We start from the raw sequence: 15624 nt of genomic DNA on the forward strand, positions 1-15624 counted from the left end.
AACCAAAATTAAAGTTATATTTTTAAACTAAATCGATTTTATGAGATATTTGTTAGGTTTTCTTATTTTTATTGTATTAATTTTTACAACTTCATGTAGAAAAAACTTTGATACAATTCCTAGTTTTGGCAATTTAGAATTCTCTAAAGACACTGTTTTTTTAGATACTATTTTCTCTAATATTGGTTCATCTACCTATAATTTAAAAGTATATAACAGAGGAAATAAAAGTATTACAATTCCTAAAATTGAATTAGAAAATGGAATTTCTTCTAATTATAGATTAAACGTAGACGGAATTCCTGGTAAAGAATTTATTGACATAGATATTTTAGCAAAAGACAGTATATATGTTTTTGTGGAAACTACGATAGATGCAAATAATGTTCCTAACCCATTATATACAGATAGAATATTGTTTGATAATGGTAATAATAAACAAGATGTAGATCTGGTTACTTTAGTGCAAGATGCCAACTTTATTTTTCCCGGAAAAGACCCAATATCAATGAAAATTGATAGTCTAACTTTAAATGGAGAACCAACTACAATTAAAGGTCGTTTTTTATCTGATACAGAACTTACTTTTACAAACGCAAAACCAACTGTAATTTATGGTTATGCAGCTGTACCTTCTAATAAAACATTAACTATTGAAGCTGGTGCAAAAGTCCATTTTCATAATAATTCTGGTTTAATTATAGAAGATAAAGCAACCTTAATTGTAAATGGAACTTTAACCGAAAAAGTAATTTTTGAAGGAGATAGATTAGAACATGGATTTAGCGAAATACCTGGGCAATGGGGTACAATTTGGATGCGTCCTGGAAGTAAAGACAACGAAATAAAACACGCGCAAATTAAAAACGGAATTATCGGAATTTTAATTGATAGTATTGGTGCTACCTCTACTCCAACTTTAAAGTTACAAAACACAGAAATTTACAACCATTCTAACTATGGTATTCTTGCCAGAGAAACCAATATTGAGGCACACAATGTTGTTATTGGTTCTGCTGGGCAAGCATCTTTAGCTGCAACAGTTGGCGGAACTTACAATTTTACACACAGTACTTTCGCAAACTTTTGGAACAACGGAATTAGACAATTACCAGCTGTTTTAGTAAATAATCATTTTACTTATGTAAACAATAACGGACAAGAAATTACGGAAACTAGAGATTTAAAAACAGCTAATTTTACCAATTGTATTTTTGATGGTAATAATGGTTTTGAGCTCTTTTTTGATAAAATTGATGGAAGTTTATTCAACTATTCAGTTAGCAATAGCTTAATAAAATACAGTCCTTCTAGTGAAGAATTAAAGAACAATCCACAAATGGATTTTACAAACACAGCTTTTTATCAAGACATCATTGCAAACGGAAATCCTAATTTTAGAGATACTCAAAAAGAAGATTTTATAATTGGCGAAAAAAGTGATGCAATAAACAAAGCTGCACCAACTTCTTTTTCTGAAGATATTTTAGGTATAAATAGAACTGCTGCTCCAGATATTGGTGCATATCAGCATATTATTTTTGATTAATATCAGATTCTAAATTCTTTTTCTTTCTATAATTCATTAAAAATATACCAGCAAGTACTGTCCATAGGATTCTGTATGTCCAAATATTTATTTCATAATTAAATATTGTTTCCACAGTCTTATCACCAACAAATGATAGTACAACATTTAGTATTGCTACAATCATGAAAAATAAATCCCAATTTTTATTTTTTAACATTCTTTATATTTTTATTTATTTCTTATAAACCACTCCATTTTTCATCACAAAAACAACACTTTCCATTGTAGAAATAATTTTTGTTGGATCATTATCCACAGCAATAATATCTGCATAAAAACCTTTTTGTATTTGTCCAATTTCGTTTTCCATTTTTAATAACATAGCATTTGTAATGGTTGCAGATTGAATCGTTTCCATAGCTGGCATTCCTGCTTCTACCATAAAACCAAACTCTTTTCCATTAACACCATGTTTAAAAACTCCAGCATCTGTACCAAATGCAATTCCTACTCCTTTTTTATAAGCTTTAGCAAAAGTACCTTGAATTTGAGGACCAACAGCCAAGGCTTTTGGAACTACAATTTCAGGATAAAATCCTGCAATTTTTGCTTTTTCTGCAACTTCTTTTCCTGCAGTAATTGTTGGTACTAAATATGCGTCATGTTTTTTCATGAGTTCCATTGTTTTATCACTCATGTAAGTTCCATGTTCAATCGTTTTTACACCACCAATAATTGCTCTTTGCATTCCTACATCTCCATGTGCATGAGCTGCAACATGCATTCCATAATCTTTAGCAGTTTCACAAATTGCTTTTATCTCTTCTATTGTAAATTGCGGATTATCACCAGATTTAGCAACACTTAAAACACCACCTGTTGCAGTTATTTTTATACAATCTGCTCCATTTTTGTAACGCTGTCTTACTGCTTTTTTAGCATCTTCTACAGAGTTTACAACACCTTCTTTTGGACCTGGATTTCCTATTAATTTTCTACTACTTCCATTTGTAGGATCTGCATGACCACCAGTTGTTGCTAAAGATTTACCGGCTGTAAAAACTCTTGGCCCTGGAATATCTCCTGCGTTAATAGCATTCCTTAAAGAAATATTTACACCAGAACCGCCTAAATCTCTAACAGTTGTAAATCCATTTTTTAGTGTTAATTCTGCAAATTTCACTGAATTATAAGCAACATCTGCTTCATTTAAAATGTATTTTTTAATTCTTGTTTTATTATCATATTCCATTTCTAAATGAACATGCATATCAATTAAACCAGGCATTACAACCTTATCTCGTAAATCTATTAAGTTGCCACCTTTTGGCATTATATAACCATCTATAACATCGGCAATTTTATTTCCTTTTACTACAATTGTTTTTTCCGAAGAAATGTTTCCTGATTTGGTATCAATCAACTTTCCACATAAAATATAAGATGTTTGTGCAATTGAATTCTGTATAAAAAGTAGTCCAAAAAAAAGTAAAAGTAATTTTCTCATTTGTTAAGATTTTGACTTTAAATGTATGAAAAATTGAGTAGATTGCTAACTTTAAATTTCAGAATATGAAAAACGTTGTTATCACTGGAACAAGCAGAGGAATTGGTTTTGAGTTAGCAAAAATGTTTGCTAAAAATGATTGTAGAGTTTTAGCATTATCTAGAAACACTAAACCTTTAGATGATTTTAATCATAAAAATATTACTACAATTTCTGTTGATTTATCACTTGCGGAAGACATAAAAAAAGCTGTTAGTTTCGTAAATTCTAACTGGAAAAAAGTAGATATTTTAGTTAATAATGCCGGCAAATTAATAAACAAACCTTTTACGGAATTAACTTCAGAAGATTTTTTAGAAGTATATAAAATAAATGTTTTTGCAGTAGCAGAATTAACAAAGAATTTAATTCCATTTTTACAAAAAGAGAGTCATGTTGTTACCGTTAGTTCTATGGGAGGAATTCAAGGAAGTATGAAGTTCCCTGGATTGGCTGCTTACAGTTCTGCAAAAGGGGCTGTTATTACATTATCAGAATTATTAGCAGAAGAATATAAAGAACAACAAATTGCATTTAATGTTTTAGCTTTAGGAGCTGTACAAACAGAAATGCTTGAAGAAGCTTTCCCTGGTTATAAAGCACCACTTTCTGCAACAGAAATGGCAGATTACATATACAATTTTGCGTTAACAGGAAACAAATTTTATAACGGAAAAGTGTTACAAGTTTCTTCTTCTACACCTTAAATTGCAAGAAAAAATTGAGTTTACATTATCAAGATTTCGTTCCAAAAAAAGCAATTCCTTTTATTCAATTTTTAATTGATGAGCATAATTTCACTTTAAAAATTGTAAATCAAAGGCAAACCAAACATGGAGATTTTAGAAGTTTGCCAAATGGCACGTTTCAAATTACAGTAAACAATAATTTAAACAAATATCAGTTTCTATTAACGTTAGTTCATGAAATTGCACATCACGTTACACATCAGAAATTTGGTAGAGTTCAGCCTCATGGCAAAGAATGGAAAACCGTTTTTCAGCACTTAATGCTGCCATTTTTACACCCAGAAATTTATCCGAAAGAAATATTACCATACCTAGCTAATTATTTAAAAAATCCAAAAGCAAGTACAGATGCAGATGTTAATTTATCGTTAGTTTTAAAAGGTAATGTGGCAGAAACCGGAAAGAACTTTATCTTTGATATTCCTTTTGGAAGTTTATTTATTTTTAAAAATACAATTTATAAAAGAGGAAATAAACGCAGAACAAGATTTGAATGTTTGAATATGAGCAACAAAAAAGTGTACTTATTCAATCAAAATGTAGAGATAGAAAGATATGACAAATAATAAAAATTACTACGCCGTAATTATGGCTGGTGGAGTTGGTTCTCGATTCTGGCCAATGAGCACAAGTTCTTTTCCAAAACAATTTCATGACATGCTAGGTGTTGGACAAAGTTTAATTCAACGTACTTTCGAAAGAATTAACGATTTAGTTCCTTCTAAAAACATATTAATTGCTACCAATGAACGTTATGAGGATTTGGTTTTAGAGCAGTTACCCAAAACATCAAAAAATCAACTATTACTAGAACCCGCAATGAGAAATACAGCTCCTTGTATTTTGTATGCAGCTTTAAAAATATACAACCAAAACCCAGATGCGGTAATTTTAGTTGCACCTTCTGATCATTGGATAGATGATGAACATGAATTTACCAAAAATATTAAAACTTCTTTTAATGCTTGTGCAGAGAAAGACATTTTAATGACATTAGGTATTCAACCAGATAATCCTAATACTGGTTATGGTTATATTCAGTTTGAAAAAGAAGCTTCACAAATAAAAAAGGTAAAAAACTTTACTGAAAAACCAAATTTAGAAACTGCTGAAAAGTTTTTAGAAAGTGGAGATTACCTATGGAATGCAGGAATTTTTGTTTGGTCTGCTAAAAGTATTATAAAAGCTTTTAAAAATTCTTTACCAGAAATGGTTGATACTTTAGATGATGGAAACAATGTGTATAATACAGATTTTGAAGATGATTTTATAAAAAATAATTACGAAAAATGTGAAAACATTTCTATTGATTTTGGAATCATGGAAAAAGCTAAAAATGTACATGTATTACCAGTAGATTTCGGGTGGAATGATTTAGGAACTTGGGGTTCTTTATACAATAAATTAGAAAAAGACGAAGCCAAAAATGCGGTAGTTGGTGCAAATACTATTTTTAGAGACGCCAATGGAAACATGATTAGAACACAATCTGGAAAGAAAGTTGTTATACAGGGTTTAAGTAATTATATTATTGTTGAAAAAGAAGATGTTCTTTTAATTTGTCCGAAGGAAAGTGAACAAGATATAAAACAAATTACAAAAGAAGTAAAAGATACTTTTGGTGATAAATTTGTGTAAAAAAAGAAAAGTTTATAAATAAAAAAGCCCCTTTTAATTAAGGAGCTTTTTTATTTATATTATGTTAATAATCTCTTCTAATAAAAAGAGTATCTAATTCCATTTCTTTCTGTAACCAATTTCTTAATTCTTTCTCTTTTGGTCTTATAATGCTGTCTTTCAATTTAGTATTCCACTTAATAGCTACAACAGGAATAGTATCAATTTTAATAAAATCTTTAGATGATAATTTTTGAGCAAAACTTATTTGCTCTATATCTATATATCTAATTTTAGCATCTTTAGCAATTCTACTAAAAGCAATTACTTTTTTATTTTTATTCAGGGCATCCTGTTCTATTCTATTATTTAAACTAGATATTGTCTCTTGTAAATCTGCAATTTGTTTATGTAAGCCTGCAATAATATTCTTACTTTCTTGAAGTTCTTCTCGCTTTTCTTTATAAGCAGTAGTTATTAATTCAAAACTTTTGGTATCACTTCCTTTAATTTTAATCTCAAAATCTTTAATTTTTTGATAATTAATATTATTGTTTAATTGATTTTTTAGAATATTTCTCTCACCTTCAGAAACTTCATTAAAAAAGTTTAGGCTAATTTCTTTTTTTTCAGTGTTGTAAGAATTATCCATCAATTGAAAATTAGGAATAGTTTTTACTTCATTTTTAATAAAATTATTAACCTGTGTTTTTACTTGATTTTCATTAAAAACACTTAAAAAAGTAAAAATTGCAGGAATCATTACTGCTAGACCAACAACTGTGGCAATGGTAGAATACCTTTTTCTTTTAGCCGCATTTGCATATTTATGCATTGGAAAACGTAAAAGCTTTAATACTAGAAAAGTTGCAAGGGCAATAAAAATGGTATTAATTGTAAACAAATACATAGCACCAAAAAAGTAAGCAAAATTACCTTTTGCTAAACCATAACCAGCTGTACATAAAGGTGGCATTAAGGCTGTTGCAATAGCAACTCCAAAAATTACAGAAGCAACAGTTCCTTTTTTAGTTCTTGCAACCATTAAAGCTAAACCACCAAAGAATGCAATTAAAACATCTCTAATATCTGGACTAACTCTACCTAATAACTCTGAATTATCTTCACTTAAGGGAAAGAAATAAAAGAATAAAAATGAAGCAAATAAACTTAAGCCAATCATTACACCTAAATTGGTTAATGATTTTTTAAAAGTATTAATATCGTTTAAAGCAAAAGACATTCCTATTCCTAAAATAGGCCCCATTAAAGGAGAAATTAACATAGCTCCAATAACAACAGCTGTTGAATTAGCATTTAACCCAATAGACGCCACAAAGACTGCGAAAATAAGAATCCATGCTGTAGCCCCCTTAAAAGGAATATCGGCTTTTATAGCCTCTATAGTAGCTTCTTGATCAGTATCATCTCTGAAATCGAAAAGTTCTATTAAAAATTTTTTAAGGTTTTCTACAAGTCCTTTTGCATCTTCTTGAATATTCTGCTTAGAATCTTCTGGTGGATGTGGCTTTATATTTTTCTCTATATCTTCTTCCATTCTTTACACTTTTAGAACATTGGAAAGATACAAAAAAAGATGTCTGAAAAATAATTTGATTTGTTATTGAAAAAATATTTCATCAATTTCTAACTTAAATTTTTGAGCTTTTTTATTTCCTATTAAAAAAGCAATTTGATCTATTTTATTGGAAGAAAAATCACCTATATTTAGCTTTACACCTCTAAAAGCTGGATACATTTCAGAAAGAGTTATTTTAATTGTTTGCCATTTTCCGTTTGTTTCAAAAGTTGAAATGTAAGAATGCTTATTTAATTTATCGTCTTTAAGTCTAAATTGGTATTTTTTTCCATCTCCTTTTACTTTTAAAACAATGAATTTGTACCCTTCTGTCTCCTTTGATTTAAAATCATATCTTAAAGATGAAAAACCTCCATTATTCTCCAAAGAAACAAGACCCGAAAATTCTCCATTACCGTCTTTGTTAATTTTAAAACTTCCGTTAGACTTTCCTCCCATAACAACATCATCAACAACTTTCCATTGATAAATATCTGAACTAGTATTAAAATCAAAAATAGTTTTGTTAGAGTCGTTCATAAAAATAAATGCTAAGACTATAATATAAAATTTGTTCATATTTATTAGAAAAATATAAAAACAAAAGTATCTATTAAATTAGATTTTGACTGTTGAAGTATTGTTAAAAATAAAAAACTCCACACAAATGTGTGGAGTTTTAGTGACCGGGCTGGGGCTCGAACCCAGGACCCTCTCCTTAAAAGGGAGATGCTCTACCAACTGAGCTACCAGGTCATTCTTTTTCGTTTTAGCGGGTGCAAATATATACCTTATTTTCAATAAAACAAATATCTTAACTACTTTATTTCATTTAAATATGCTTCTCTAACTTTTTTGAATAAGTTAGAAGAATACACAAAATCTACAACTGCCTCATTATCAGTTTTAAATATCTCACTACTGCTTCCCTCCCATGCTTTTCTACCATTCTTTAAAAAAAGTATTTTTTCTCCAATTTCCATTACAGAATTCATATCATGCGTATTAATTACTGTTGTAATTTGATATTCATCTGTAATTTCTTGAATTAATTTATCAATTACAATTGCAGTTTGAGGATCTAAACCAGAGTTAGGCTCATCACAAAATAGATATTTAGGTTTCATAACAATTGCTCTTGCAATAGCTACTCTTTTTTGCATTCCACCAGATAATTCTGCAGGAAACTTATCATTAGAATCTTCTAAATTAACTCTGTTCAAAACAAAATTTACACGCTCTAACATTTCTTTTCGAGATTGCTTGGTAAACATCTTTAAAGGAAACATTACGTTTTCCTCTACAGTTTGAGAATCAAACAAAGCACTTCCTTGAAAGACCATTCCTATTTCTTGTCTCCATTGTCTTCTTTCTTCAAGATTTAATTTTGTGTTTATTCTTCCATCAAAAGAAATTGTGCCTTCTTCTGGAGTATGTAAACCTATGAGAGATTTTAAGAAAACTGTTTTTCCAGATCCACTTTGTCCAATAATTAAACTTGTTTTTCCGGGCTCAAAACTAGTTGATATACCTTTTAAAACTTTAACTTCTCCAAAACCTTTATGTAAATTTTCTACTTCTATCATTTTATGTCAATAGCATTTCTGTTAAAATATAATTTACTACAACTATTAAAACCGTGGTCCAAACAACTGCTTGTGTACTGGCTTTACCCACAGCAATAGAACCTCCTTTTACATAATAACCATGAAAAGATGGCACAGTGGCTATTAAAAAGGCAAAAACCAATGTTTTAATCATTGCATACTGAACTAAAAAAGGATTGAATGTGGTTTGAATTCCAATTATATAATCTGTAGCTGTAAATAAACCAGATAAAACTCCTGCAACCCAACCTCCAAAAATTCCTAAAATCATTGCTAATGCAATTAAAAAAGGATAGAAAAAGACAGTAGCAATAACTTTAGGCAATACTAAAAAACTTATGGAGTTTATACCCATAACATCTAATGCATCTATTTGTTCTGTAACTCGCATAGAACCAATACTCGAAGTTATATAAGAACCTACTTTACCTGCTAAAATAATTGAACAAAATGTAGGCGCAAATTCTAAAATTATAGATCGTTTTGCCGCAAACCCGATTAAAGATTTAGGGATAAATGGGCTGTCTAAATTTAAGGCAGTTTGTAAAGCAATTACTCCTCCAATAAAAAAGGAAATAAACATAACAATACCTAATGACTTTAAACCAAGTTCTTCAATCTCTTTTAACAATGATTCATAAAAAACCCTACCTTTTTGAGGTTTTTTAAAAACTTGCCCTAACATTGCAAAGTATTTACCAATATCTTCTAGATATTTCATTCAATTTAATTTTATGCTAAAGTATTAAAATATGAATAAAAAAGAGTTAATTTATAAGTATCAAAATAAAATAATTACTTTTGAAGTATAAATAATTATTCTTATTAAAAATGAAAAAAATATTCTTCGTTTTCTTGTTTTCTATGTCAATGCTTTTCAGCTGTAAGCCTAAAGAAAAAACCACTAAAAAACCAAAGTTAGTTGTAGGAATTGTTGTAGACCAAATGAGGTATGACTATTTAACTCGCTTTGCAGATAGATATGGAAAAGATGGTTTTAATAGAATTTTAAAGAATGGTTTTTCTTTAGAAAACGCACATTATAATTATATACCAACTTATACAGCAGTTGGTCATACTTCTATATTTACAGGAACTACACCAAGTAATCACGGAATCATTTCAAATAACTGGTATGACAAGTTCTTAAAAAAGTCTATTTATTGTGTAGATGATAATAATTATAAAACTGTTGGAAACGAAGGTACTTATGGCCAAAAATCGCCATTTAGATTATACACAACAACCATAGCAGACCAATTACATTTATCTCAAAACATGAATGGTAAAACAATTGGAATTTCAATAAAAGATCGTTCTGCAATTTTACCAGTTGGTCATTCAGCAAATGGAGCGTATTGGTATGATGGAGGTAATTACAATACGTTTATTTCTAGTACTTTTTACATGGATGAGCTTCCGCAATGGGTAAAAGATTTTAATGCAAACAATAAAGCAGATGAATATTTAAATACTCCATGGACAACCTTATATGATATTAAAACATATAGCCAAAGTAGAGCAGATGACAATATTTTTGAAGGGAAGTTTAAAGGACAAGAATCACCTACTTTTCCTAAAGATTTAAAAGAATTAAGAAAGAAAAATGGAAACTTTTCTTTAATAAAAGCTATTCCTGCCGGAAATACTTTAACAGCAGATTTTGCAAAAGCAGCTATTATTGGTGAAAATTTAGGAAAATCTGATTATACAGATTTGTTAACTGTTAGTTTTTCTTCAACAGATTATGTTGGTCATAAATATGGTGTGGCTGCAGTAGAAACAGAAGACACTTATTTAAGGTTAGATAAGGTTTTGGCAGATTTCTTTCAATTTTTAGATGCACAGGTTGGTAAAGACAACTATACCCTATTCTTAACTGCAGATCACGCAGCTGTTCATGTTCCCTCTTATTTGCAATCTTTAAAAATTCCTGCTCATTATTTTGATGTAAAAAAGTTTAGAGAATTTATTTTAGAAGTTACTAAAAAATATTTCAATTCGGTGGAGTTGATTGAAAACGTTTCTAATTATCAAATATTCTTAAATAAAGAAAAAATTGAAACTTTAGGTTTAAATTTAAATACTGTTGCGCAAAAATTAGCTGATGAGGTTTTAAATTTCGATGGAGTTTACAAAGCTGTAACTGCAAGAACTTTACAAACAACATCTTTTACAGATGGTATTTTAAACTCACTTCAAAATGGATATAATCAAAAATTTTCTGGTGATGTTTTAATGATTCCTTATCCAGCAACTTTAATTTATTCTAATAAAGGTACCAGCCATGGTTCTGGGTATTCTTATGACACACACGTTCCAATAATTTTCTATGGAAATGGGATTAAAAAAGGTTCTTCAGCAAAAAAATATGAAATTATAGATATTGCTCCAACAATTTCTAATTTATTAAAAATTGAAGCACCAAATGGTACTTCTGGAAAAGTAGTTGAAGAGGCTTTAGACAATTAATAATGAAAACAATTAAGTTATTAGTTGCACCAGTAATTTTTACATTATTATTATTTTCTTGTTCAAATGAAAATGATTTAGAAGATAGAATTATTGGCAAGTGGAAAATGACCGAAAAATATGATGGAAACACTAAAGTGGATTTAGGCTGCAGTGAGTATTACTATTCAGAATTTAGAATATTATTTGGTAAATATGAAACTTTTTCTAGTTATATCGATTTTGAACAAACACCTCAAGAATGTAAAAGTAGTTCCGCTTTAAGAAGTTGGAGGAAAAGTAATTTTGGTTATGAATTATTTGATTTCCCTAATGAAATTTTATATGTTGCTTATTTTGAAGCTGATAATTTAATTATTGAAGCAACTCAATTACCATATAAATTTATATACCGAAGATTTAATTAAGTTACATCTTTAAAAACAGAGTTATTTTGATGCCTTTTTATCGCTTTTCTAGAAAGAACAATTCCAATAATTAAAGAGACAAAAGCTCCTATAGAAATTCCAGGAATAAAGTTGATAAATAAAAAGAAATCATAAGCTCCATGGAAAATAGTTGCGAATAAAAGGCCCGTTAAATTCAAAACAATTCTATTGTTAGAAAATTTAGCTTTTCCCATAAAATATCCCATTAAAATAGCAAAAGTTGCGTGTGCAGGCACTGCTGTAAATGCTCTTAAAAACCCTGTTGCTGCTCCATATTGAAAAACATATAGAACATTTTCTAAAGCGGCAAAACCCATAGAAACCATTACTGCATATACTATTCCGTCAAAAGGTTCATTAAACTCTTTATTTTTCTGTGCGTAAAATTTAACGATTAAATATTTAGAAAATTCTTCTACCAAAGCAACTACAAAAAATGCTTGTAGAAACTGCTGTAGAATACTTTTAGCATCTGTTAACGGAATTAACTTTGACGCAAAAATTCCTAAAATAAAAGTAATTAAAATACTTGCAGTTGCACCTAATAAAAAATTCTTAAATAAAAACCCAATAGGTTCTTTCTCAAATTTATCTTTAAAATAAATATACAGAATAATAATAGTTACTGGTGCAACAGCAAGGAGAAGTAAATTCATACAGTAAATATATCAAAAAAGACTTTTTGATAGTACTAGCTTATCAATTAATTTATGCTTTTGGCAAAAAGACTTCTGCCATCATACAACGTGCACTTCCACCACCACAGGTTTCTATAGTTTCTAAAGAGCTCGAAATAATTTTACAGTGGTTATTTATTTTTGCAACCTGACTTTGTGTTAGAGAATCGTGTGCAGCTTTACTCATTACTAAAAACAACTCATTATTTTCACCTTTTACTTGTAGCATATTACCTGCAAAACTATGCATTTGTTCTTCAGTAATTTCAATAATTTGTTTTCCATCTTCTTTTAAATGTTTTAAAACATTTTTCCTTTCTTGCTTATCGTCAATCGTGTCTAAACAAATAACCGCAAATGTTTCTGCAACGCACATCATAACATTTGTGTGGTAAATAGCTTCTCTTTTGCCTTCTACTGTTTGGTTTGCTATAAAAACTACTGGTGTATATTCAAAATCCTCACAAAACTCTATAAATAATTCTTCGTCTGCTCTTGCGGATAGAGCACAATAAGCTTTTCTATTTACTCTGTCTAAAATAATACTTCCTGTAGCTTCAAGAAATATATCTGCTTCTTCAGCTGAAGTGTAATCGACAATATTTTCTATTATAAAACCTTCATTTTCTAAAGTTTCTAAAATATCTTCTCTTCTTTCTGAACGTCTATTTTCTGCAAACATTGGGTAAATACCAACGGTACCATTTTCATGAAAAGAAATCCAATTATTTGGAAAAACAGAATCTGGTGTATCAAATTTATCTGTATCAGAAACAACAACCACATTTACTCCGTAACTTTTCAATTTAAAAACATAAGCATCAAACTCTTCTTGAGCTTTGGCATTTATTTCAGCATTTTTTAAAGCTAAATCTTCTTGAAAATAGTTATTTACAGCAGTTTGCTCATTCTTCCTAAAATTTATAGGACGAATCATTAAAATGGTATTTGTAGTTTGTTGCATTTAAATTTAATTTATCCGCAAAATTATGCATTTTTAAGTACACTTTATTATCAATGTCAAATATAATTTGATTTGAATTTTTAAAACTCAATATAGTTAACTAATAATAAAGAAAATTTGAAATAAATAAAAAACTAATCTCTAATTAAAGGCATTGTAGAACAACGTAACAAACCTTCTTGCTTTGCTATTTCTGCATAAGGAACTTCCTCAACAGTAAATCCATTTTCTCTTAACCAAGAATTTAGTCTTGTAAAGTTTTTTTCTGAAATGATAACATCTTCAGAAATTGAAAAAACATTACTATTCATGTTGTACATTTCTTCTTTAGTGATTTCAAAAACATTTTCTTTTCCAAAGAAATTCAACAACCACTCATATTCTTTTTCAACTAAAAATCCGTTTTTATGAAGTATGGCCTTGTCTTTTCCTATGGGTTGAAAACAACAATCTAAATGCAGTGCATTTTCTTTTGGGTCAGTGTTATCTTTTCTTAACTCGAAAGATTTCACAGTTTTATCAGGAAATAATTCTTGTAAAGCTATTACTGCATCTATATTTGTACGAGCTGTTATATGGTCTGAATAATCTTCTCCAGAATAAGTTCCTACAAAAATATAATCATTCCAAGGCATTACATCTCCACCTTCTACATGGCATTCTTCTGGTAGCTTGATAATATTTTCTGGTTCAATTTTAGAAATAACATGATTAATTGCGTCTATTTCTTGATCTCTATCTGGTAATATATTTGCTTTTACCAATTTATCATCAATAACAAATGCTATATCTCTAGAAAAAATTTGATTGTAATTCTCAATCACTTTTGGCCTAAAAACGTCTACATTATATTTTTTAAGAACAGCTTCAACAGCATCCATTTCCGAAATCATATCTTCTTCTTTTGGGTATGTTCCAGCAATTACATGTTGTACACTTTTAGGATCGTAACAATCTTCAACTTTTGGTACTCCTCCATTACTTTCTGCTGTTCCTAAAACAACAGCTCTTAATCTAGAAGTTTCGTTTTTAATATTGAGTTTTAACATATGTAAAGCGATAAAAAAAGCTTCATGAAATATGAAGCTTTTTGTTTATGTAAAAATAATTAAAAATTATCTATTGTCTATTGTTTTAAATGGTCTTAAGTTTTCACCAGTATAAATTTGTCTTGGTCTACCAATTGGTTCTTTCCCTAAACGCATTTCTTTCCATTGTGCTATCCAACCTGGTAAACGTCCCATTGCAAACATAACAGTAAACATTTCTACAGGAATATTCATTGCTCTATATATGATTCCTGAATAAAAATCTACGTTAGGATACAATTTTCTATCTACAAAATAAGGATCATTTAAAGCTTCTTGCTCTAAACCTCTTGCGATATCTAAAATAGGATCTTCGATACCTAAATCTTTTAAAACTTCATCTGCAGCTTTTTTAATAATTTTTGCTCTTGGATCAAAATTCTTGTATACTCTATGTCCAAAACCCATTAATCTAAAAGGGTCTGACTTGTCTTTGGCTTTAGCCATGTATTTTTTTGTATCTCCACCATCAGCTTTAATTGCTTCCAACATTTCTAACACTGCTTGGTTTGCACCTCCATGAAGTGGTCCCCAAAGTGCAGAAATTCCTGCTGATAATGATGCAAATAAACCTGCGTGAGAAGAACCTACAATTCTTACTGTAGAAGTAGAACAGTTTTGCTCATGATCTGCATGTAATATTAATAATTTATCTAATGCATCTTTTATTATTGGATTCATTACATAATCTTCATTAGGTTCTTCGAACATCATTTTCATAATATTCTCTACATAACCTAAAGATTTAGAACCATAATTTAATGGTAATCCTTTTTGCTTACGCATTGTCCAAGCAACTAGAACTGGAAACTTTGCCATTATTTTAACGATGGCATTGTACATTTCTTCTTCTGAATCTACATTAACAGAAGATGGGTTAAATGCTGTTAAAGCACTTGTTAATGAAGATAAAATACCCATTGGATGCGCCGTCTTTGGAAAAGCATCTAATATTTTTTTAATATCATCATCTACAACAGATTTTGTTTTAATATCTGCATGAAATTTATCTAACTGTTCTTTAGTTGGTAAATCTCCAAAAATTAATGCATAAGCAACTTCTAAAAAATCTGCTTTTTCTGCTAATTCTTCAATTGAATATCCTCTATATCTTAAAATTCCTTTTTCACCATCTAAAAAAGTTATTGCACTTTCACAAGAACCTGTATTCTTATACCCTGGATCTATAGTAATAACACCGTTTGTAGCTCCTCGCAAAGACTTAATATCTATTGCTACTTCATTTTCCGTTCCTTTTATAAGTGGAAATTCGTATGAATTTTCTCCTATTTGTAATTTAGCTATATCTGACATTTATAATGATTTTTTAGATTCCCACGAAGATACCAAATTTTAAAGAATTTTA

Annotated in this window: 16 protein-coding genes and 1 tRNA gene; 6 read left to right on the top strand and 11 right to left on the bottom strand. The window is 29.3% G+C overall.

Going from position 1 to position 15624, the window contains the following annotated elements:
• Positions 1 to 40: 40 nt before the first annotated feature.
• Positions 41 to 1549, top strand: coding sequence for a hypothetical protein (locus H9W90_RS08240; RefSeq protein ID WP_187481154.1), 1509 nt, complete (start codon positions 41 to 43; stop codon positions 1547 to 1549).
• Here H9W90_RS08240 and H9W90_RS08245 read toward each other — a convergent pair.
• Entirely contained in the window at positions 1536 to 1748 is a 213-nt protein-coding gene (locus H9W90_RS08245) for a hypothetical protein (protein ID WP_187481155.1), read from the bottom strand. The genes H9W90_RS08240 and H9W90_RS08245 overlap by 14 nt on opposite strands.
• A gap of 15 nt (positions 1749 to 1763) precedes the next feature.
• Complete coding sequence (locus H9W90_RS08250) at positions 1764 to 3038, bottom strand: metal-dependent hydrolase family protein (protein WP_187481156.1); 1275 nt, start codon at positions 3036 to 3038, stop codon at positions 1764 to 1766.
• A gap of 65 nt (positions 3039 to 3103) precedes the next feature.
• Here H9W90_RS08250 and H9W90_RS08255 point away from each other — a divergent pair, with 65 nt between their 5' ends.
• The 3 genes from H9W90_RS08255 to H9W90_RS08265 are packed head-to-tail and all read left to right on the top strand — an operon-like array spanning position 3104 to position 5464.
• Entirely contained in the window at positions 3104 to 3784 is a 681-nt protein-coding gene (locus H9W90_RS08255; protein ID WP_187481157.1) for an SDR family NAD(P)-dependent oxidoreductase, read from the top strand.
• 14 nt (positions 3785 to 3798) lie between these two features.
• Complete coding sequence (locus H9W90_RS08260; RefSeq protein WP_187481158.1) at positions 3799 to 4392, top strand: SprT-like domain-containing protein; 594 nt, start codon at positions 3799 to 3801, stop codon at positions 4390 to 4392.
• A complete protein-coding gene (locus H9W90_RS08265) occupies positions 4382 to 5464 on the top strand; it encodes a mannose-1-phosphate guanylyltransferase (protein ID WP_187481159.1) in 1083 nt (360 codons plus the stop codon). The genes H9W90_RS08260 and H9W90_RS08265 overlap by 11 nt, the downstream gene beginning before the upstream one ends.
• A gap of 64 nt (positions 5465 to 5528) precedes the next feature.
• Here the strand turns inward: H9W90_RS08265 and H9W90_RS08270 are convergent, their stop codons facing one another.
• From H9W90_RS08270 to H9W90_RS08290, 5 genes are all read right to left on the bottom strand, one after another.
• Positions 5529 to 7001 carry a DUF389 domain-containing protein gene (locus tag H9W90_RS08270; RefSeq protein ID WP_187481160.1) on the bottom strand — a complete coding sequence of 491 codons (1473 nt, stop codon included), beginning with the start codon at positions 6999 to 7001 and terminating at the stop codon, positions 5529 to 5531.
• A gap of 63 nt (positions 7002 to 7064) precedes the next feature.
• Positions 7065 to 7562: a CIA30 family protein gene (locus H9W90_RS08275; protein WP_187481161.1), complete on the bottom strand. Its 498-nt coding sequence runs from the start codon at positions 7560 to 7562 to the stop codon at positions 7065 to 7067.
• A 143-nt stretch (positions 7563 to 7705) separates the two neighbouring features.
• Positions 7706 to 7778: transfer RNA gene (locus tag H9W90_RS08280), tRNA-Lys, on the bottom strand.
• Positions 7779 to 7840: 62 nt separating this feature from the next.
• On the bottom strand, positions 7841 to 8608 hold the full coding sequence (locus H9W90_RS08285; RefSeq protein WP_187481162.1) for an ABC transporter ATP-binding protein: 768 nt from the start codon (positions 8606 to 8608) through the stop codon (positions 7841 to 7843).
• Between the two features lies 1 nt (position 8609).
• The gene (locus tag H9W90_RS08290) at positions 8610 to 9350 is read right to left on the bottom strand and encodes an MlaE family ABC transporter permease (protein ID WP_187481163.1); all 741 of its coding nucleotides are present in this window, start codon (positions 9348 to 9350) and stop codon (positions 8610 to 8612) included.
• Between the two features lie 110 nt (positions 9351 to 9460).
• On the opposite strand from H9W90_RS08290, the gene pafA reads away from it, so the two are divergent.
• Together pafA and H9W90_RS08300 are read left to right on the top strand one after the other, a co-directional pair.
• Positions 9461 to 11101 carry an alkaline phosphatase PafA gene (gene pafA, locus H9W90_RS08295; RefSeq protein WP_187481164.1) on the top strand — a complete coding sequence of 547 codons (1641 nt, stop codon included), beginning with the start codon at positions 9461 to 9463 and terminating at the stop codon, positions 11099 to 11101.
• Between the two features lie 2 nt (positions 11102 to 11103).
• Positions 11104 to 11508 carry a hypothetical protein gene (locus tag H9W90_RS08300; protein WP_187481165.1) on the top strand — a complete coding sequence of 135 codons (405 nt, stop codon included), beginning with the start codon at positions 11104 to 11106 and terminating at the stop codon, positions 11506 to 11508.
• Here H9W90_RS08300 and H9W90_RS08305 read toward each other — a convergent pair.
• The 4 genes from H9W90_RS08305 to H9W90_RS08320 form a co-directional block, all read right to left on the bottom strand.
• Positions 11505 to 12185 carry a PrsW family intramembrane metalloprotease gene (locus tag H9W90_RS08305; protein ID WP_187481166.1) on the bottom strand — a complete coding sequence of 227 codons (681 nt, stop codon included), beginning with the start codon at positions 12183 to 12185 and terminating at the stop codon, positions 11505 to 11507. The two genes, H9W90_RS08300 and H9W90_RS08305, sit on opposite strands and share 4 nt — an antisense overlap.
• A 52-nt stretch (positions 12186 to 12237) precedes the next feature.
• The gene (ctlX, locus tag H9W90_RS08310) at positions 12238 to 13170 is read right to left on the bottom strand and encodes a citrulline utilization hydrolase CtlX (protein ID WP_187481167.1); all 933 of its coding nucleotides are present in this window, start codon (positions 13168 to 13170) and stop codon (positions 12238 to 12240) included.
• 134 nt (positions 13171 to 13304) lie between these two features.
• A complete protein-coding gene (locus tag H9W90_RS08315) occupies positions 13305 to 14219 on the bottom strand; it encodes a dimethylarginine dimethylaminohydrolase family protein (protein ID WP_187481168.1) in 915 nt (304 codons plus the stop codon).
• 66 nt (positions 14220 to 14285) lie between these two features.
• Complete coding sequence (locus H9W90_RS08320) at positions 14286 to 15572, bottom strand: citrate synthase (RefSeq protein ID WP_187481169.1); 1287 nt, start codon at positions 15570 to 15572, stop codon at positions 14286 to 14288.
• Positions 15573 to 15624 lie beyond the last annotated feature (52 nt).

The sequence above is a fragment of the Polaribacter pectinis genome, from assembly GCF_014352875.1.
Taxonomy (GTDB): domain Bacteria; phylum Bacteroidota; class Bacteroidia; order Flavobacteriales; family Flavobacteriaceae; genus Polaribacter; species Polaribacter pectinis.